The 18,449-nt window shown below is 68.3% G+C and carries 17 protein-coding genes, 3 tRNA genes and 1 pseudogene; 9 read left to right on the top strand and 12 right to left on the bottom strand.

The features are described 5' to 3' along the window. Window positions 1-25 precede the first annotated feature (25 nt). The 8 genes from mshD to asd all read left to right on the top strand — a co-directional run bounded on the left by mshD (window position 26) and on the right by asd (window position 7,810). Window positions 26-1,003, top strand: coding sequence for a mycothiol synthase (mshD, locus tag AC6CHY_RS14745; RefSeq protein WP_498227175.1), 978 nt, complete (start codon window positions 26-28; stop codon window positions 1,001-1,003). Window positions 1,004-1,086: 83 nt separating this feature from the next. Continuing rightward, the gene (locus AC6CHY_RS14740; protein ID WP_217389391.1) at window positions 1,087-3,300 is read left to right on the top strand and encodes an RNA degradosome polyphosphate kinase; all 2,214 of its coding nucleotides are present in this window, start codon (window positions 1,087-1,089) and stop codon (window positions 3,298-3,300) included. 4 nt (window positions 3,301-3,304) lie between these two features. After that, entirely contained in the window at window positions 3,305-4,270 is a 966-nt protein-coding gene (locus tag AC6CHY_RS14735) for an NUDIX hydrolase (protein ID WP_498227171.1), read from the top strand. 86 nt (window positions 4,271-4,356) lie between these two features. Continuing rightward, a complete protein-coding gene (locus AC6CHY_RS14730) occupies window positions 4,357-4,680 on the top strand; it encodes a GNAT family N-acetyltransferase (protein ID WP_498227170.1) in 324 nt (107 codons plus the stop codon). A gap of 250 nt (window positions 4,681-4,930) precedes the next feature. Further along, window positions 4,931-5,734, top strand: a complete 804-nt coding sequence (locus AC6CHY_RS14725) for a thymidylate synthase (RefSeq protein WP_498227169.1) — start codon at window positions 4,931-4,933, stop codon at window positions 5,732-5,734. Further along, window positions 5,731-6,303, top strand: a complete 573-nt coding sequence (locus AC6CHY_RS14720) for a dihydrofolate reductase (protein WP_498227168.1) — start codon at window positions 5,731-5,733, stop codon at window positions 6,301-6,303. Before AC6CHY_RS14725 ends, AC6CHY_RS14720 begins: the two co-directional genes overlap by 4 nt. Continuing rightward, window positions 6,300-6,533, top strand: coding sequence for an NF038396 family protein (locus tag AC6CHY_RS14715; RefSeq protein WP_498227167.1), 234 nt, complete (start codon window positions 6,300-6,302; stop codon window positions 6,531-6,533). The genes AC6CHY_RS14720 and AC6CHY_RS14715 overlap by 4 nt, the downstream gene beginning before the upstream one ends. Window positions 6,534-6,691: 158 nt before the next feature. Continuing rightward, window positions 6,692-7,810, top strand: coding sequence for an aspartate-semialdehyde dehydrogenase (gene asd / locus AC6CHY_RS14710; protein WP_498227166.1), 1,119 nt, complete (start codon window positions 6,692-6,694; stop codon window positions 7,808-7,810). A 114-nt stretch (window positions 7,811-7,924) separates the two neighbouring features. On the opposite strand, the gene AC6CHY_RS14705 is transcribed toward asd, so the two are convergent. The 8 genes and pseudogenes from AC6CHY_RS14705 to AC6CHY_RS14670 form a co-directional block, all read right to left on the bottom strand. Further along, window positions 7,925-9,061, bottom strand: a complete 1,137-nt coding sequence (locus AC6CHY_RS14705; RefSeq protein ID WP_217389384.1) for a winged helix DNA-binding domain-containing protein — start codon at window positions 9,059-9,061, stop codon at window positions 7,925-7,927. Window positions 9,062-9,079: 18 nt separating this feature from the next. Continuing rightward, window positions 9,080-10,249 (bottom strand): annotated as a pseudogene (locus AC6CHY_RS14700) (UDP-N-acetylmuramate dehydrogenase); the annotation flags it as partial. Then, a complete protein-coding gene (locus tag AC6CHY_RS14695) occupies window positions 10,170-11,333 on the bottom strand; it encodes an MFS transporter (RefSeq protein WP_336245114.1) in 1,164 nt (387 codons plus the stop codon). The pseudogene AC6CHY_RS14700 and the gene AC6CHY_RS14695, both read right to left, overlap by 80 nt. A 95-nt stretch (window positions 11,334-11,428) precedes the next feature. Next, window positions 11,429-11,869: a MaoC family dehydratase gene (locus tag AC6CHY_RS14690; RefSeq protein ID WP_217389382.1), complete on the bottom strand. Its 441-nt coding sequence runs from the start codon at window positions 11,867-11,869 to the stop codon at window positions 11,429-11,431. After that, on the bottom strand, window positions 11,869-12,318 hold the full coding sequence (locus tag AC6CHY_RS14685) for an FAS1-like dehydratase domain-containing protein (RefSeq protein ID WP_498227165.1): 450 nt from the start codon (window positions 12,316-12,318) through the stop codon (window positions 11,869-11,871). Before AC6CHY_RS14685 ends, AC6CHY_RS14690 begins: the two co-directional genes overlap by 1 nt. Window positions 12,319-12,401: 83 nt before the next feature. Then, a complete protein-coding gene (locus AC6CHY_RS14680; protein WP_217389380.1) occupies window positions 12,402-12,686 on the bottom strand; it encodes a hypothetical protein in 285 nt (94 codons plus the stop codon). A 31-nt stretch (window positions 12,687-12,717) separates the two neighbouring features. Then, on the bottom strand, window positions 12,718-13,653 hold the full coding sequence (locus AC6CHY_RS14675) for a DUF2797 domain-containing protein (RefSeq protein ID WP_498227164.1): 936 nt from the start codon (window positions 13,651-13,653) through the stop codon (window positions 12,718-12,720). Between the two features lies 1 nt (window position 13,654). Continuing rightward, a complete protein-coding gene (locus AC6CHY_RS14670; RefSeq protein ID WP_498227163.1) occupies window positions 13,655-15,814 on the bottom strand; it encodes a MinD/ParA family ATP-binding protein in 2,160 nt (719 codons plus the stop codon). Window positions 15,815-16,094: 280 nt separating this feature from the next. On the opposite strand from AC6CHY_RS14670, the gene AC6CHY_RS14665 reads away from it, so the two are divergent. After that, window positions 16,095-16,703 (top strand): DedA family protein, encoded by a 609-nt coding sequence (locus AC6CHY_RS14665; RefSeq protein ID WP_217389518.1) that lies wholly within the window; start codon window positions 16,095-16,097, stop codon window positions 16,701-16,703. A 68-nt stretch (window positions 16,704-16,771) separates the two neighbouring features. On the opposite strand, the gene AC6CHY_RS14660 is transcribed toward AC6CHY_RS14665, so the two are convergent. The 4 genes from AC6CHY_RS14660 to AC6CHY_RS14645 form a co-directional block, all read right to left on the bottom strand. Next, window positions 16,772-16,843, bottom strand: a tRNA-Thr gene (locus AC6CHY_RS14660). Between the two features lie 225 nt (window positions 16,844-17,068). Further along, entirely contained in the window at window positions 17,069-17,749 is a 681-nt protein-coding gene (locus tag AC6CHY_RS14655) for a VTT domain-containing protein (protein WP_217389517.1), read from the bottom strand. 336 nt (window positions 17,750-18,085) lie between these two features. Continuing rightward, window positions 18,086-18,159 (bottom strand) — tRNA-Met (locus tag AC6CHY_RS14650). A gap of 71 nt (window positions 18,160-18,230) precedes the next feature. Then, a tRNA-Thr gene (locus AC6CHY_RS14645) sits at window positions 18,231-18,302 on the bottom strand. Window positions 18,303-18,449: the final 147 nt, after the last annotated feature.

Below are 18,449 nucleotides of genomic sequence, written 5' to 3'. Positions count from 1 at the left end.
GCGCCGCTGCGGCTATCTTAGGGATATGAACGCTGCGACGAATCCCGAAGTCACCATCGAAATGCTTGCCGGGGCCCCGGCGCCCGGCGTGCTCTCCGCACTGCACCTGCTGGTGGCCGCCGGAGAGGAAGCCGACGGCAACCCGCCGCTGAGCGAACAGACCCTTCTCGATCTGCGCACCGCCCCGGGATCCGGTGCCCTGCTGGGCGCCTACGCCTACCTGGACGAGGGGACCGACACGTCCTCGAGCGAATTGGTGGGCGCGGCCGTCGCGGCCCTCGGGACTCCCGACGCGCCGGGAACCCTGGAGATGGTGGTGCACCCCGCGTTCCGGGATTCGGGCATCGCCGGCGGGCTGCTCGGGGCACTGGCGGAGAAGACCGAGCTGGGCGGGCTGCGGGCCTGGGCCCACGGGAACCACGAGGCGGCGGCCAAGCTGGCCGAGCGCTTCGGCTTCGCCCCGATGCGCGAATTGTGGCGCATGCGCATGGTCGCCGGCACCGAGGTCCCGGCACCGATCGTGCCCGCGGGCATCTCCATCCGCGCCTTCGACCCGGCCACCGACGGCCCCGGCTGGGTTGCCGCGAACGCCGCGGCCTTCGCGCACCACCCCGAACAGGGCGCACTGACCCTCGAGGATTTGGCCGCGCGCATGGAGGAGGACTGGTTCGACCCCGCAGGCTTCCTGCTGGCGGTCGACGAAGCGGGCAGGATCCGGGGCTTCCACTGGACCAAGGTGCACCCCGCGGTGTCCTCCCCCACCACCGGGGAACACCAGGCCATCGGCGAGATCTACGTGGTCGGCGTGGTCCCCGAGGCGCAGGGCACCGGGCTGGGCAAGGTGCTCACCCTGGCCGGCATCGACTACCTCAACTCCCTGGGGCTGGACGCGCTGATGCTCTACGTGGATGCCGACAACACCGCCGCGGTCTCGCTCTACCGGAAACTGGGCTTCACCAAGTGGGATGTCGACGTCATGTACGCACCGGTTTCGGTAAGGTAGTTATCGACGCAATGCCGCGCGCCCTTCCGGCCTTGCCGCGGGCGCACGGCATCTCCACCTCATCCACGCTAGGGGCAACAGCCATGGATCCGTACCCAGTCACCTCCGCATTGGGCATCACCGATGTTCCGGCGGCCCGGGCCACGCAGGACCGGATCGAGCTGCCCGACTTCGAGCCCTCGCCGTTGCCCGACGGCGACTTCGCCGACGACAGGTTCCTGGACCGGGAGCTGAGCTGGCTGCACTTCAACGCCCGCGTGCTGGAGCTGGCCGAGGACCCGGAGCTGGCACTCCTGGAGCGGGTCAACTTCCTCTCGATCTTCTCCTCGAACCTCGACGAGTTCTTCATGGTGCGGGTCGCCGGCCTCAAGCGGCGCATCGCCACCGGACTCGCGGTGCCCTCCGCCACCGGGCTGAGCCCGATCGACCAGCTGGAGATGCTGCTGGCCGACGCTCACGCGCTGCAGCTGCGCCACGCCGAGGTCTTCGCGCAGCAGGTCCGCCCCGCCCTTGAAAAGGAACAGATCCTGCTGGTGGGCTGGAACGAGCTCGACGAACGGGCGCGCGAGGAACTGCGCCGCTGGTTCATCGACCAGGTCTTCCCGATCCTCACCCCGCTGGCCGTGGACCCGGCCCACCCCTTCCCCTACATTTCCGGGCTCTCGCTGAACCTGGCGGTGGTGGTCCGCAACCCGGTGAGCGGCAAGGAGCTCTTTGCCCGGCTGAAGGTGCCCGACGTGATGGCGCGGCTGATCTCCGTGGACGGCCCCCGCGCCGGGAACTCCGCGGGACGGGTCGCCCGCTTCATCACGCTCGAGGAGGTCATCGCGGTGCACCTGGAGCACCTGTTCCCGGGCATGGACATCGTCGAGCACCACTTCTTCCGCGTCACCCGCAACGAGGACCTCGAGGTCGAGGAGGACGACGCGGAGAACCTGCTCCAGGCCCTGGAGAAGGAGCTGCTGCGCCGCCGCTTCGGGCCCCCGGTGCGCCTGGAGGTCGTGGACGACATTTCCCCGAACATCCGCGCGCTGCTGGTGCGCGAGCTGGGCATCGAGGAAGACGAGGTCTTCGCGCTGCCGGCCCCGCTGGATCTGCGCGGGCTGGGCGTGATCGCCGGGATCGACAGGTCCGACCTGCACTACCCCAAGCAGCTTGCCCACACCTCGCGCTTCCTCAACGAGTCCGAGACATCCAAGGCAGCCAACGTGTTTGCCGCGATGCGCCGCCGCGACATCCTGCTGCACCACCCCTACGACTCCTTCTCCACCTCCGTGCAGGCGTTCCTGGAGCAGGCGGCCGCTGACCCCAAGGTCATGGCCATCAAGCAGACCCTCTACCGCACCAGCGGCGACTCCCCCATCGTGGATGCGCTCATCGACGCGGCCGAGGCCGGCAAGCAGGTGCTGGCCCTGGTGGAGATCAAGGCCAGGTTCGACGAGCAGGCAAACATCACCTGGGCGCGCAAGCTCGAGCAGGCCGGCGTGCACGTGGTCTACGGGATCGTGGGACTGAAGACCCATTCCAAGCTGTCCCTGGTGATCCGCCGCGAGGGCGACAAGCTGCGCCGCTACTGCCACATCGGCACCGGCAACTACCACCCGCGCACCGCCCGCTACTACGAGGACCTGGGCCTGCTGACGTCGGACGACGCGGTGGGCGAGGACCTCTCGCGGCTGTTCAACCAGCTCTCGGGCTACGCCCCGCGCTCCACGTTCCGGCGCCTGCTGGTCGCCCCGCGTTCGCTGCGCTCGGGGCTGATCGACAAGATCGAGGCGGAGATCGCCAACCGCAAGGCCGGGCTGGCCGCGCGCGTGGTGATCAAGGTGAACTCGATGGTCGACGAGGCCGTCATCGACGCGCTCTACCGCGCCTCCCAGGCCGGGGTGGCCGTCGACGTGATCGTCCGCGGGATCTGCGCGCTGCGCCCGGGCGTCCCGGGCTTGAGCGAAAACATCCGGGTGCGCTCGATCCTGGGCCGCTTCCTGGAGCACAGCCGCGTGTTCATGTTCTCCAACGCCGGGGAACCGGTCGTCTACATCGGCTCGGCCGACATGATGCACCGCAACCTGGACCGCCGGGTCGAGGCGCTGGTGTCGCTGAGCAGCCGCGAGGACATCAACGACCTCGTGGCCCTGCTTGACCGCTACATGGATCCGCGCACCGCCAGCTGGCACCTGGACGCCGACGGCGACTGGACCCGGCACCACAAGGACGAGGACGGCAATCCGCTGGCCGACATCCAGTCGTGGCTCATTGATTCCCGTGCCCGCCAGCGCACCGTGGTCAGGCGCTAGCGGCGTGCATTTCGTGCGTTCAAGCGATTCCGCCGCCATTCGCGAGGGAAAATTTGCGGTGCGTGCCGCCGGGGCCCTGGTCTGGCGCGACAACGGCGCCGGGCTCGAGGTCCTGATGATCCACCGCGACCGCTATGACGACTGGTCCTGGCCCAAGGGCAAGCTCGATGACGGGGAGACCATGCCCGAGTGTGCCACCCGGGAGGTCTTCGAGGAGGTCGGCCTGGATGTCCAGCTGGGCATCCCGCTGCCGGCCATGACCTACCCGGTGGGCTCGGGCCCCAAGGTCGTCTACTACTGGGCGGCCAGGGCCCCGGGCACCCCGCCGGTCCCCGACGGGAAGGAAACCGACGCGGTCCGCTGGGTCACACCCAAGACCGCGCGGGCGTGGATCACCAATCCGGGGGACCTGGAGCCCCTTGAGGCCCTGGTTGCCGCTCACCGGGACGGGTTGCTGGCGACGCACCCCTTTGTGGTGGTGCGCCATGCCAAGGCGAAGCCCCGGTCAAACTGGACCCGCGAGGAAGGCAAGCGCCCGCTGGCCGCCACGGGCCAGCGGCAGGCGCTGGCAGTGGCCCGGCTGTTGGATTCCTGGCGCCCGGCCAAGGTTGCCTCCAGCCCCTGGACGCGCTGCGTGCAGACGGTGGCGCCCTACCTGAACCAGCACCGCCTCACCATCAAGCTCCTCGGTTCCGTCACCGAGCATGCGGCCACGCGCCGCCCGGAAAAGGCGCAGCGCACCGTGGCCAAGCTGCTGGACAAGCGGCGGTCCCAGGCGCTGTGCACGCACCGCCCGGTGCTGCCGCTGGTGCTCACCGAATTGCGTGCGCGGATGAATGGCGCGCTGGTGCCGTTCCTTCCCTCCGAGGACCCGTACCTGCGTCCCGGCGCCGTCATCGTGGTCCACCAACCGGTATCTGGCAAGGGAAAACTTGTCTCGGTGGAAGTTTACGACGCGTTTGAGGACTAGGGCGCACCCTTCGCGGTAGTCTCATAAGTAGGCGCCCCGCGGCACGGCGCCCGGTATGGTTTTCCGGCTTTGCTAAGGAGCGCATCATGGCCCAACAGGATCACGGCACCACCCAGGAAAAGATTGTGCACCAGGGACTGCGGTTGGACCACGATGCGGACCGGGGCCGCTATGGGCTCTGGCACGGCGCCACCTATGTGGGGTTCCTCGGGTACCGAGTCGACGGAGAGATCGCGACGCTGCAGCACACCATCATCAACGAGGAATACGGCCGCCGCGGCTTTGCCCGGGCCCTGGTGACGCTGGTGCTGGAACAGATGCGCGAGCGCGGGCTGAAGATCGTCCCCGAATGCACCTACGTGCAGGACTACCTGCGGCGCTACCCGGAGTACAACGACCTCCTGGCCTAAGCCGGGTCCGGTCGTGGGGGAACCTATCGGCGCCTCCCCGGACCGTCCGGCCTGCAGTGGCGCGAATCGCGCGCCCACGACCGTGCCCATTTAGCTGTGTCGCCCGCGCGCGGCGGCGGGCCAGCGCCAGAACCGGGATCCCTGCCTGTGGCCTGGATCCAACCTGCCCGCGGAGTGACCATGAGCGCATTTGGGAACTTTGGGCAGGTCACCCCGGGCCGATCGACACGTGCACGGCTAGACTGATGCGGTGACGATTCCAACCCCATACGAGGACCTGCTCCGCGACGTACTCGCCCACGGCACCGCCAAGGGCGACCGCACCGGCACCGGAACCTCCAGCGTCTTTGGCCGCCAGATGCGTTTTGACCTCGCCGATTCCTTCCCGCTGATCACCACCAAGCGCGTCCACTTCAAGTCTGTGGCCGTGGAGCTGCTGTGGTTCCTGCGCGGGGACTCCAACACCACCTATCTTCGCGAAAACGGCGTGAAGATCTGGGACGAATGGGCCGACGAAAACGGCGAGCTCGGGCCGGTCTACGGGGTGCAGTGGCGCTCCTGGCCCACCGCCGACGGCCGCCACATCGACCAGATCTCCCAGGTCATGGACTCGCTGCGCGAGAACCCCGACTCCCGCCGGCACATCGTCTCGGCGTGGAACGTCGCCGAAATCGAGAACATGGCGCTGCCGCCCTGCCACGCGTTCTTCCAGTTCTACGTGGCCGACGGCAAGCTCTCCTGCCAGCTCTACCAGCGCAGCGCCGACATGTTCCTCGGCGTCCCGTTCAACATCGCCTCCTATGCGCTGCTGACCTGCATGATGGCCGACCAGCTCGGCCTGGCGCGCGGCGAGTTCGTCTGGACCGGCGGGGACACCCACATCTACGACAACCACGTCGCACAGGTCACCGAGCAGCTGACGCGCGAGCCGTACCCCTATCCGCGCCTGCGCATCACGCGCACCCCCGATTCCATCTTCGACTACGGACTCGACGACTTCGTGATCGAGGACTACCAACACCACCCGACGATTAAGGCCCCCATCGCCGTATGAGCAACCCGAACCAGAGCGCCGGACACCGCGCCGAAACCACCGCCCCCGAACGCATCGGCATGATCTGGGCCGAGGCCGCGGACGGCATCATCGGGGCAGACGGCACCATGCCGTGGTCCCTGCCCGAGGACCTGGCGCACTTCAAGCGCACCACCATCGGCCACCCGGTGATCATGGGACGCAAGACCTGGGAATCCTTCCCGGAGAAGTTCCGCCCGCTGCCCGGACGCACCAACATCGTGATCACCCGCGACGCATCGCGCCACACCGCGCTGCGCACCTCCGGCGCGGTGCCCGTCGGTTCGACCGACGAGGCACTGAAGGCCGCCCGGGCCGCAGAGGGTTCAGAGGAAATCTGGGTCATCGGCGGCGGCGAGATCTACTCCGCCCTCGCCGGCGGTGCCCACTTGGCCGTCAAGACCGTCATCAACGCCAGCCCGAAGGGCGACACCAAGGCCCCTGCCCTGGGATCCGCCTGGACCAAGCTGCTCTCGGAGCCGGACGCCGGTTGGCTGACCGCCGCCAACGGCACCCAGTACCGCGTCGAGGCGTGGGAGAAGAAGTCATGAAGGAAGCCCTCAAGGCGCTGAAGACCAACCCGGAGGCGCTCTTCGTGCTCGGGTACATGCTCTTTCCGCTGTTCGCCCTGATTTTCGCCGGGCTGGGCCTCTTCCTGGTGCTGACCGGGTCAAAGGTCATGGGCCTGGTGCTGCTGCTGGTCTTCACCCAGGTCTTTGCCTTCGGCTCGCTGAAGCTGGTGGGCATGCGCCGGGCCCTGCTGGCCGACGGCGGCAAATAACACGTTCGCGCGACCGGCTCCCCCGGTTCAGGCGCGGCTCCGGCGCCCCTTCGCCGACCCTGGTCGGCGGAGGGGCGTTTGGAGTTGGGGACCGCGCGGTTCGGCCTTGGCGCGTAACCGAATCCACGCGCGGGCCCGACACCCCTTAAGCTGGAACCATGACTTCTTCCGTTGGCTTTGTCGGTTACCGCGGCATGGTCGGCTCCGTCCTGATGCAACGCATGCAGGACGAAGGCGACTTCGCGAACCTCGACCCCGTGTTCTTTTCCACCTCCAACGCAGGCGGCTCCGCCCCGTCCTTCGCCGAGGGCGCACCCGCCTTGCAGGATGCGTACGACCTCGACACCCTGGCCAAGCTGCCGATCATTGTCACCGCCCAGGGCGGCGACTACACCTCCGCGGTGCACGGCGAGTTGCGCAACCGCGGCTGGGACGGACTGTGGATCGACGCGGCCTCCACGCTGCGCATGAACGACGACTCGGTGATCGTGTTGGACCCGATCAACCGCAACGTCATCGACAAGTCCCTGGGCAACGGCACCAAGGACTTCGTGGGCGGCAACTGCACCGTTTCCTGCATGCTCATGGGCCTGGGCGGGCTGTTCAAGAACGGCCTGGTCGAATGGGGCACCTCGATGACCTACCAGGCGGCCTCCGGCGGCGGCGCCCGCCACATGCGCGAGCTGCTGACCCAGTTCGGCCACATCAACGAGCATGTCGCCTCCGAGCTGGACGACCCGGCCTCCGCGATCCTGGAGATCGACCGCAAGGTCCTCGCCGCACAGCGCGGCGGTCTGGACGCCACCCAGTTCGGCGTGCCGCTGGCCGGCTCGCTGATCCCGTGGATCGACGCGGACCTGGGCAACGGCCAGTCCAAGGAGGAGTGGAAGGCCGGGGTCGAGACCAACAAGATCCTGGGCAACACCGAAGCCAACAAGGTCGTCGTGGACGGGCTGTGCGTGCGCATCGGCGCCATGCGCTCGCACTCCCAGGCGCTGACCCTCAAGCTCACCGAGGACCTGTCGGTGGCAGAGATCGAGAAGCTGCTGGCCAACGACAACGAGTGGGCCAAGGTCGTGCCCAACACCAAGGAGGCCACCGTCGAGGCGCTGACCCCGGTCGCCGCCTCCGGCACCCTGGACATCCCGGTGGGCCGCATCCGCAAGCTCGAAATGGGCCCGAACTACATTTCCGCCTTCACCGTGGGCGACCAGCTGCTCTGGGGCGCCGCCGAGCCGCTGCGCCGCATGCTGGCCATCGCGCAGGGCCGCCTCTAGCATCGACTCTCCCCCTGCGCGCCGCAAGCGGCGGGCGGGGGCTGTCCCGACGGCCGCCGGCCGACCTGCACAGCAGGTGGCCGGCGGCCGTTTTCCATGTCCCGGGAGAACCGGCTACGTGAGGCGAAAGCGCCGATACGACGCCATGCGGTCGGCGATCGCCCGGGCGCGGGCGGGGCCGGGTTCCCCGTCGAAGGGGACGAAGCGGCCCGCGGGGGCCGTTCCGCCTGCGCCCGGCTCCCAGGTCCCGATCGTCCGGCCGCCGGCAACCACGGTGCGCAGGAAGATCCCGTTCTTCCCCGGGGTCACCACCTGCGCGTGGTCCGCGTCCAGGGTTGCCGAGCGGTCCCGGTAGCCCAACAGGAACTCGTCGAAGCCCGGCAGCGCGAGCACGCTGCGGGCCCCGGGCGGATGGTCCCAGCGTTCCCGGTGCTCCCGGGCGAGGTGGTAGGTGGTTCCGGCCAGTTCCAGGCCCTCCAGCACGGCGCCCAGCCCCGAAACCGCGGCACGCACGGGAGTCAGCGGCAGGCCGAGCCACCAGGCGCAATCGGCAACCGTCGCCGGGCCGTGGGATTCGAAGTAGCCGCGCACCAGCCGCGCCAGGGCGTCGCTCGCTGCGGGCGGCGACCCGCCGGCCGGGAGCCAGGAGTCCGCTGCCATGAACAGTTGCCGGGTCCCGCTTCCCGGTTCCATGGGCCCCTGGACAATGACCCCGCGCAGGCTCACCGCCACGATCAGGTGGTAGCCGCGCTGCCCCTCGGTGCTCGATCCGGCATCCGCGAAGGCCCGGAGCAATTCGGCGCGCGTGGCGCCGTGGCTTCCGCAGCGCCCGGCCGCGACATCGGCAAGTTTCCCGATTTCGGCCTCGGTGATCCCTTCCTGCGCGCGGATGGCGGCCATCTTGGCGTGCATCCGCGGGGCGGTCACCGCCAGCAGCGCCCGGTGCGCCCGGGGTGTGATGAACATCAGCGTGCCGCGGGCTCCCCAGCACCGGATGACCGACCCGTCGGCCAGCGCCGCATGGATCGTGCCGAGCCCGGCGCCGGGCAGCCGGACGCCAACGGCCCAGCAGGCCTGGGCGAGGTCCTGGGCCTGCATCATGCCCAGCGCGCCGACGACGTCGGCGGGCGTGGCGGCCGGTTCGGGCAGGGTCGCGGCCGGGGTACCGGGCAGCAGGCCCTGGGCGGCCAGGCGCAGGCGCGCCACTGCCGCTGCCTGTCTGCCGGTGGGGTGCTGCGGATCGGTTGCCATGGTGCACCCCACGATTCCCTACAGGGCGCAGCCGATCAAGAGCGGTTCGTTGTGCAGCTCGATGCCGAAGCGCTCGCTGACCCCCGCCCGCACGGCGCGGGCAATGGCCAGGATGTCGGCGCTGGACGCGTCCCCGCGGTTGGTGATGGCCAGCGTGTGCTTGGTGGACAGCGCGGCGCGGCCGCCGGCGACGGCCTCCCCCGGCGTGCCGGGCAGCCCGAAGCCCTTGGCGAAGCCGGCCTGGTCGATGAGCCAGGCAGCGGAGAGCTTGACCAGGCCGGGGGTGTCAACCGGGAAGGCGGGGGCGCCGGCCGGCAGCGTGTCGAGCACGGCGGCCGGGACGACGGGGTTGGTGAAGAACGACCCGGTGGAGTAGGTGTCGCGGTCGGCCGGATCCAGCACCATGCCCTTGGAGGCGCGCAGTGCCAGCACCTTGGTGCGCACCGCGGCCGCGTCGGCACGTTCCCCGGCTTCCACGCCCAGGGACCGGGCCAGCTCGGCGTAGCGGATCGGGGCCGACTCCGGGCGCCTTTCCAGGGCGAAGGCCACGGAGAGCACCACGAAGGCGGGCGACCCGTTCACGGTGCCGCGCTTGAGCAGCGAGTCGCGGTAGCCGAATCCCAGTTCCGCGTTCGCGAGGTCCAGGATCCGCCCGGTGGAGCGCTCGTAGACCGTGGCCCGGAGCAGGGTGTGTGCCACCTCTGAACCGTAGGCGCCGACGTTTTGCACCGGGGTGGCCCCGGCGGACCCGGGAATCCCGGAGAGCGCCTCGAGCCCCGACAGCCCCGCGGCCAGGGTCTGCGCCACGGCGTCGTCCCACGGATGGCCGGCGGCGATCTCGACGCGCACGCGCCCGTCGTCCAGCTCCCCGCCGATCTCCACGCCCCGCGTGGCGATCTGCAGCACCGTACCGGGGTACCCGGCGTCGTCGATGACCAGGTTGGAGCCCCCGGCCAGGATCAGCAGCTCCTGTCCCGCGTCGCGGGCGGCCTCCACCGCGGCAACGATCTGCTCGCGCGTGCCGGCCCGCACGAAGGTGGCGGCGGGGCCGCCGACGCCGGTGGTGGTCAGGGGGGCGAGCATGTGCGTGTTCACGGTGTGGTGTGCCTTAGCTTTCGGGATTCTCGGTGGCGGGGGTGCGGCGGGGTGCGCGGTGCACCGGGGCTGCCGCCGGGGACAGGAAGAAGGAGAGGACGACCAGGATGCCGACGAACCCCAGCGCGTTGAGCAGGCCCACCGCGTCGGCGAGCAGCCCGAGCAGGGGAGGTCCGCCCAGGAAGGCGCCGTAGCCGATGGTGGAGACCACCGAGACGCGGGCTGCGGCGCGCATCGGGTCGTCGGACGCCGCGCTCATGGCCACCGGGAAGGTCATCGCCACCCCGAGGCCCCAGAGTGCCAGGGCGGCGAAGGCGGTGGCCAGGTTCGGGCCGTGGACGAAGAGCAGCAGCCCGGCCAGGGTGCTCACCGCGGAGGCGCGCAGGACCACCACGCGGCCGAAGCGCTCCAGGATCGCGCCACCGCCCAGGCGTGCCACGGTCATGGCGGCGACGAAGATGCCGTAGCCGATGGCGCCCACGGAGTTGATGGCGCCGTAGCCGTCGGCCAGGGCCAGGGCGACCCAGTCCCCCGCCGCGCCCTCGGCCAGGGCCATGCCCAGCACCAGGATGCCCAGCAGCACGGTCCGGGGTTCGCGCCAGGCCGCGGCGAGCAGCGACCTGTTCGATCCCCCGGCCCCGGTGTTGGACGGGTCGGCGCGGAACACGCGGGTTCCGGTGAAGATCAGCACCAGCACGGCCGCGGACACCGCGGCGAAGTGCCAGGAGATGGACAGCGCCAGCGCCGCGCCGAGCGCCCCGAGGCCGGCGCCGGCCACGGTGCCCACGGAGAAGAAGCCGTGCAGCACCGGCATGATCGGCTTGCCCAGGGCCCGTTCCATCGCGGCGCCCTGGACGTTGGAGGAGACGTTCCAGGCGGCGTTTCCCGCCCCCATCAGCCCCAGCGCCACGCCGGTGGCCGCCAGCGAGTGGAAACCGGCGGCCGCCAGGCCCACCACGGCCATCGAGGCGCTGGTCAGCGTCGAGGCCAGCACCAGGGTGCGTTTGGAACCCAGGCGCATGACCAGGAACCCGGAGACCGAGACCGAGGCGAAGGAGCCGGCGGTCATGCACAGCAGCAGCAGGCCGACCTCGCCGTGGCTCAGCCCCAGGGCGTCGCGCACCGAGGGCAGGCGAGAGACCAGGGTGGAGAGGATCAGCCCGGAGGCAAAATACAGCGCGACGACGCCGTTGCGCCAGGGCAGCGCCTCGGGGTTCGGGCGCCTGCTGCCGCCGGCGCCGCGCGGGCGCGCAGCGGGCCCGGGGTCCTTTTTCAGAGTTGCACCACGGCCTGGGCCTTGACCAGGACCTTGGTTCCCTCGACGCTGACCGTCAGGTCCACCCGTGCGGTGCGGGCCTCGGCATCCAGCGCACCGATGGTGCCGCTGATCTCGATCGCGGTGCCCTCGAAATCGGAGGGGTTGGACCCGGCCGGGTCGGCAACCGGGACCGGCTTGGTGAAGCGCGTCTGGTAGTCGATGACCGCCCCGGGGTTTCCCGCCCAGTCGGAGACCAGCTGCACGGCCGATCCCATGGTGAACATGCCGTGGGCGATGACGCCGGGCAGCCCGACCTCGGTGGCAAAGCGCTCGTTCCAGTGGATGGGGTTGAAGTCCCCGGAGGCCCCGGCGTAGCGCACCAGGTCGGCGCGGTTCACGCGGATGGTGGCGGTGCCGATGGGCTGGCCCTTTTCAAGGGTGTCAAAGTCGATCATTACTGGTCCTCTCCGCGTACCAGGAGCGAGGAAACGGTGGTGGCGACCAATTCGCCGGCCACCGTGCTGATTTCGGAGCGGGTGGTGATCATGGCCCCGCCGCCCATGGGGCGCACGGTGTCAACGTGAAGTTCGGCGACCAGCTCGTCCCCGGCAACGATGGGCCGGTGGTGGGTGAAGCGCTGGTCGGCGTGGACCACGCGGGAGAAGTCGATGCCGCTGGCCGGGTCGGCGATGAGCTGGGCATCTGCCTGTTGTGCCACGATGATGGCGAAGGTCGGCGGGGCCAGCAGGTCCCGGTGGCCGAGTTCCGCCGCGGCGTCCAGGTCGTAGTGTGCCCGGTGGGTGGCCTTGACCGCTGCCGCGAATTCGCGGATCTTTTCGCGGCCCACCACGTAGGGGTCCTGGGCCGGGTAGATCCGGCCCGCCAGTTCGGGATTGATGCTCATCTGTTGTACCGCTCCTGTGTGGGACGAGTTGAGGCGTTGGGGCAAGGTCGCGGGACCCGCCGTCGGGTGCCCGCCGGGGAATGCTAGGGGGTGTCGCGGGGCGCGTTTTTCCCGCGCCGGGGCTGCCTGGCCGGAACCAGGCCCTGGGAGACGCGCCAGGCCCTGGCGTCGCGGGCACGCACCACCAGCCCGATGACGTGGGCCACCAGCCCGATGCCGATGATTCCCAGTGCGGTGTACATCAGCGGTCGGTTGTGGGTGTTGGCGCCGATGAAGGCCAGGACGATGCCCGTGCCGGAAACCGCCATCGAACCGAAGGTCAGTTTCTTGTAGAGTCCGGACGAAGCTTCCCAGGGCGTATTGGTCATGACCCAATCCTAATTCAGCAGGCAAATCGATTCAGAACAGCGAGCCCTGGACCGGCGGCGAATCGGTCACATAGTCGCCCAAAGCGAGCTTCCGGCCCTTGAGCAGCGCGGCATTGGCCACGAAGATCTCGGGTTGCCCGCCCAGCCTCACGCCCAGGACCTGCCCGGAGACTGCCGCCACCTCGAAGCCGTGGGCCGCCTCGCCAAGAAAACCGGGATAGGGCTGAAGCTTGTGGGCGTCGAATCCCTCCAACAGCACCCTTCCCTGTTCCGGGGCGCTCCAGGTTTCCTCCACGGCATGTGAGCCCGCCAGGATTCCCGGACCGAGCCCGGCAACGAGCGAGCGCGCCGATGCTGCCCGGGCCGCGTTCAGCGCATCGAGCCCTGCGGTCGTGTCATGGTTTTCCAGCAGCCCGCGCACCTTGGAATTGGCCCGCACCTGCTGGGTGAACCCCAGCTGGCCGGTCACCAGGTCTTCGAGGTTCCGCACGCTGGCCCCGTCTGGGCACCAGGCGACATAGCGGGCACTGATCGCCCCCTGTTCGGCCAGGCGCCGCCACTTGCTGGGGTCAGCGGCGGTGCCGACCTTGGTGGTCCCCTGTGCGAAGGTCGCCACGTAGAGCCAGTGGGGCTGGCCAAGATAGTCGCGCAGGCCCGGGCCGGCACGGCCGGAGCGGTGGAAATCGTGCATGGCCCGGGATTGGTCGGCTGCCTCGCACGCGGCGCACTGGGTGCCGTGGGCGATCAGCGCCTCATGTGGACACGGCACCAGGGTGCGGTGGTTCCGGTCCTGGATCAGTTGGTGGCCCAGGCACCAGCGGCCGGGCAACACCGTGAAGCCGAGCCGCGTGGCCGGTTCCAGGGCCACATCCTGTCCCCGGTGTTCGGCGTCATCGAGCGCCAGGCGCGGGCTGCCGGGGGACGCGGGCCACCGGATGCCGCGGCACAGCAGCGCAGTGCTCTCCAACTCAGTCGTGCAGTGCCCCGGCCACTGCGGCGGTGGCATGGAGCCAGGCGCGGCGTGTTGCCGGACGCAATCCCTCGAAGCGGATCTGACCCTTGACCAGCGCCGCGTCGTAGGGAACCGTCACGACGGAGCGGGCCAGTCGGCGGAACCCGTGGGCAATGCGATCAAGCTGTTCGCTGTTGCCGTGCGGCTGGTGCTGGGACACGATCACGACTGCGTTCTTGGCCAGGTCCGCGTAGTGCCCGCCGCGCTTGGCCAGCGCCTCGAGCAGCAGGGCACCCGCCTCGGCGTGTTCCTCCACCGTGGTGCTCGCGATGACCAGCTGGTCGGTGTGATCGATCATGCGCATCCAGCGTTCGGCCGACTCGTCGTTGCCCGAGTCCACGATGGTCAGGGAGAAGAACTTCGAGACGATTCCATGCAGTGCGTCGAAGTCCGCCGCGTTGACGAATTGCTCGCTGGCCAACAGGGTCGGATCGGTGCGCAACACGCTGTAGCAGTCTTCCGGCTGGTAATGCGTGTAGTCGTGGATGATGGGTTCGCCGACCTTGACGTCCTTGAGCCGGGGTGCGGCCGAGAGCAAGTCCATGGAATGGGCCGTGTGGGGACCCTGGACGGTGCGCCATCCCAGGGTTCCACGGGTTCCGTTGTTGTCCCAGACCAGCACCGGGTCACCGGTGTTGCGGCCGAAGACGGCGGAAAGCAAGACGGCGGTGGGGGTCTTGTTGGCCCCGCCCTTGCCGTTGACCACGGAGATGGTCTTTGACTCGGTCAGTCGGGTTCCCACGGTGCGGCGCCAATTGCGCTCCTCGACTTCCTCGGCCGAGGGTGCCATGTTGAAGCCCAGGCGCGAGAGGAAGCCGCGGAAGCCGCGCTCCGCACGGAATGTCGTTTCGTCCTCGGGGCGCAGGAAGGTGTCGCGGGTTCCGGCGGCCGGGATCATTTCCCGGAAGGCCTGACGGCGGCCTTCAGGCGTCGAGAGGTCCTCGGCCGCCGCAGAATCGGCGGAGGTTGCCGCCGGTGCCGTTGTGGGCACCGCCGCAGTTGCGGTGGGCTTGGCGTCCGCCGGCTTCTTGGCCTCCACTGACGACGCCGGCTTTACGGCCGACGCAGCCGGCTTGGGAGCAGGAGCAGATTCCTGCTTCGCTGCCGCCGGCTTCGCTACTGCCGGTGCCGGCTTCGGGGCAGGGGCGGCGATCGGCTTGGCCGCCGCAACGGCAGGATTGGCGGCCGGCGTGGCTGCCGGCTTCGCGGCTCCGCCAGAGGGCTTCGCGACAGGCGCGGTTGCAGGCTTCGGAGCTGCCTCCGGCTTCGCGTTCGAGACCGGGGTCACCGTCTTGGCGGTTGCAGCGGAATTGGCGGCCGGAGCAGCCGGCTTGGCGGCCGGTGATGGCGCAGGCGCTGCAGGCTTGGAAGCAGGTGCAGACGCGGCAGGCTTCGCGCCCGAGGTAGGTGCAGGTGCCGGTGCGACAGGCTTCGCGCCCGAGGTAGGTGCAGGTGCCGGTGCGGCAAGCTTCGCGGCCGGTGCGGGAGCAGGCGCGGCAGGCTTCGCTGCTGCGGAAGTAGCACCAGGCTTTGCCGCGGGTGCCGGAGCAGCGGACTTCGGGGTCTGTACTGCCGGGGCGGCGGGCTTGGCAGCAGCAGGCGTTGCGGCGGCAGGCGCGGCGGGCTTGGCCGGCACGACTGGTGCGGCGGGGGCCTTGGTCGTTGCCGGTGTTTTCACTTCGGCCTGTGGGACCGGTGTGGTTCCTGGCTTCGCCGCTGTCCGCGACGAAGTCTCGAGAGGCGTTGCGGGGGCCTTGGCCGGTGCCGGTTTCGCCGGAGCGGCGGCCGGTTTCGCGCCTGCCGGCGCTGCCGGACCCGGCTTGGCCTGCGTCTTGTCGGATTCTCCGGTGACCGAGGCGGCAGTCGGAGCCGTTTTCGCACTCGTTGCCCCTGGGGACTTCACCGGAGTTGCCGGCGTGGCGGGGGCTCGTTTGCCGGCCGCCGTCGAGGCTTCGCTGCCTTCGGGAACGGCATCGAATTCGTCGGCTTCGCCCGGCTTTGCGACAACCTTCTTCGCTTCATCGTTGGTCTTTTGCTGGGCGGCCAATTCGGCCTCGCGAGCGCGCCGCAGTGAAGCACGGGTCGGGAACTCTTGGTTGAAGTCCGCTTTCGGCATGCGCTTCGTCCTCTCCTGAAGGTTCATGGTCGTCGAGCGAATGACCCCAACGAGACCCGCCCAGAAGGCCGGGCACACATGATTGCGGCTTTCGCACTTCGTCCATCTTATCGGGCAACCCATGTGAACCGCCGGATTGAGTCGGATTGATCACAGCGAGTACGTAAGTAGGAAATGCCGTGGGACGTGGTTAGCCTTGAAACTGGAAGCTCAAATCCGCCCGTTGGGGACCCAGGACATCGGATGAACAGGAACTCTCTTGGACTTTATTTCCACCGCGTTGGATGCACTCAGTGGTTTTATCCTTGCCGCGGCCGGAAACCCACTTTCGTATCTGATGATTTTCCTCTTTTGCGCGATTGACGGGTTCTTTCCACCGGTGCCCAGCGAATCGCTGGTCGTGGCCCTGGCTTCACTAGTGCCCACGCAGGGGAATCCGAACCCCTGGATCTTGGGGGTGGTTGCCGGGCTTGGTGCCTTCGTCGGCGACAATGTGGCCTACTTGCTGGGACGGGGCATCGGCACAGACAGGTTTTCCTGGATGCGTCGAAAACGGCTCCAACATGCCTTTGCCTGGGCAGGCTATGAATTGCGGCTCCGCCCGGTGTCGCTGATCCTGGTGGCCCGCTTTGTTCCCATTGGCCGTGTCGCGGTCAATCTGGTGGCCGGTGCCACGGGGTTCCCTCACCGGACCTTCATCATCCTGACGTGTTTTTCCAGCCTCGGGTGGGCTACCTATTCCGTCTTGATCGGCGTACTTGCCGGACGATGGTTCGAGGAACACCATCTCTTGGGAATCGTGGTGGCCGTGGCAGTGGCCATCGGCCTGGGCATCCTCATTGACCGGATAGTTTCCCGGGTCAGCGGAAACACGTCGCTGCGAAAGTAGTGCCTTCGTGGCAAACAAAGAACCGCGGTTGCGCCCGTTTCCTGAGCTCAACCGCGGTTCTTTTTCCGAGCCCCCCACCGGAATCGATCCGGTGACCTCGTTCTTACCAAGAACGCGCTCTACCACTGAGCTAGGGGGGCAACGAGAGAATACTCTACCCAATAGCTGGCACAAATTGCACATCGAAAACCGCCAACATGACCAACGCCACATCTTGGCAGCTCCCCCGGCCCGGTTCACGCCTGCGCGACAGGGGGAGTCACACCGGATCCAGCTTCATTTCACCGCCGGCGGGTAGCGGAATCCACTACCGCGGATCGCTTCGCCAAGGTACCGGTCCGATTTCAAGTCCGATGCGGCCGCCCCTAGCCGGCGGTCTTCCTGCGACGTCCGGCCATGAATATTTCGATGCCGATCGGTATGACAGACAGAAGCACGATCGCGATGAAGATCAGGTCAATGTTGTTCCCAACCCATTCATACTGGCCCAGCCAGAAGCCCAGCAGTGTCACCCCCACGCCCCACAGCAGGGCACCCAGCAGGTTGTAGAACACGAAGACCCGGTACTGCATGTGCGCGACCCCGGCGATGACGGGAACAAACGTCCTGACGATGGGAACGAAACGGGCAAGCACCACGGCCCTCCCGCCGAAGCGCTCAAAGAACGCGTGGGCCTTCTCCACGTATTCCTGGCGAAAGAAGCGTGAATCCGGCTTGTTGAAGATCGGTGGTCCCGCCTTGCGCCCGATGAGGTATCCGGTCTGGTCGCCGACGAAGGCCGAAACAAAAATCAGCGCAGTGAACAGCGGCAGGCTGACGTCCAGGGCACCTGTGGCGACCAACAGCCCGGCAGTGAAGAGCATGGAATCCCCGGGAAGGAAGAATCCGACCAACAGCCCGGTCTCGGCAAACACGATGCCGCAAATGAGCAGGATGACCCATGGGCCCAGTGCCGGGTCGCGCAGGAAGACATCGGGATTCAGCCAATCCGGCAGAAAACTGGCTGATGGGGGCCTCACCACGACCGCGGCAAGCGTTGCCTGCATGTTTGCTATTGGAATCACCGCACCACCCTATGGCATCGGGGCGCACCGACCGCCGAGCCGAGCCCTGCCAAGTGCTTTTCCCAGCGGATTCACGGCCGAATACAGGTTTCGCCCGTCACCGGTTCCGCAGCTCGCTCCGTCCAACCTCCCGGATCCCCACGGAATTCCGGGTTCGGCCGACAGGTCCTGCCAAAGCACGGCATGATGGGGCAACCGGGCACCCCTGGTTCACCCGGGGCGGACACGCCTAATTGGGCCTCTAAGCCAAGCCCGGGATTCCTGCTCCCGGGGACACAAAAAATCCCCGCCCTCACAAGGAAGACGGGGATCAATCTGTAGCGGCTCCGGGACTCGATCCCGGGACCTCACGATTATGAGTCGTGCGCTCTAACCAGCTGAGCTAAGCCGCCACGAATGGTAAAACCCGCGTCCGCGTCCGATTCTCTTTCGAGCTGACTAAGACGCGGGCCATTCCATTCAGAGCCCCCCACCGGAATCGATCCGGTGACCTCGTTCTTACCAAGAACGCGCTCTACCACTGAGCTAGGGGGGCAACGAGTAAGAACTCTACCAGCATTTTTCGACGCTGTGAAATCGGGATGGCACTTTGTGACCGACCGCACAAAAGTCGTCGGAAGGGGCAGGTCAGACAGCAATTCACAACCACTTCCGGTGACTCAAATCACTGTCGTATTTTGGG

It is taken from the genome of Paeniglutamicibacter sp. GQ140 (assembly GCF_059759235.1).
The sequence above is the reverse complement of the archived record's forward strand: the minus strand, read 5'-3'. Positions and strand labels throughout refer to the sequence as shown.

Excerpts from the sequence above, each read along its gene's own strand:
- mshD (WP_498227175.1), top strand. The coding sequence starts at position 26 with ATGAACGCTGCGACGAATCCCGAAGTCACCATCGAAATGCTTGCCGGG.
- AC6CHY_RS14740 (WP_217389391.1), top strand. The coding sequence starts at position 1,087 with ATGGATCCGTACCCAGTCACCTCCGCATTGGGCATCACCGATGTTCCG.
- AC6CHY_RS14730 (WP_498227170.1), top strand. The coding sequence starts at position 4,357 with ATGGCCCAACAGGATCACGGCACCACCCAGGAAAAGATTGTGCACCAG.
- AC6CHY_RS14720 (WP_498227168.1), top strand. The coding sequence starts at position 5,731 with ATGAGCAACCCGAACCAGAGCGCCGGACACCGCGCCGAAACCACCGCC.
- AC6CHY_RS14715 (WP_498227167.1), top strand. The coding sequence starts at position 6,300 with ATGAAGGAAGCCCTCAAGGCGCTGAAGACCAACCCGGAGGCGCTCTTC.
- asd (WP_498227166.1), top strand. The coding sequence starts at position 6,692 with ATGACTTCTTCCGTTGGCTTTGTCGGTTACCGCGGCATGGTCGGCTCC.
- AC6CHY_RS14705 (WP_217389384.1), bottom strand. The coding sequence starts at position 9,061 with ATGGCAACCGATCCGCAGCACCCCACCGGCAGACAGGCAGCGGCAGTG.
- AC6CHY_RS14690 (WP_217389382.1), bottom strand. The coding sequence starts at position 11,869 with ATGATCGACTTTGACACCCTTGAAAAGGGCCAGCCCATCGGCACCGCC.
- AC6CHY_RS14685 (WP_498227165.1), bottom strand. The coding sequence starts at position 12,318 with ATGAGCATCAATCCCGAACTGGCGGGCCGGATCTACCCGGCCCAGGAC.
- AC6CHY_RS14680 (WP_217389380.1), bottom strand. The coding sequence starts at position 12,686 with ATGACCAATACGCCCTGGGAAGCTTCGTCCGGACTCTACAAGAAACTG.
- AC6CHY_RS14670 (WP_498227163.1), bottom strand. The coding sequence starts at position 15,814 with ATGCCGAAAGCGGACTTCAACCAAGAGTTCCCGACCCGTGCTTCACTG.
- AC6CHY_RS14655 (WP_217389517.1), bottom strand. The coding sequence starts at position 17,749 with ATGCAGGCAACGCTTGCCGCGGTCGTGGTGAGGCCCCCATCAGCCAGT.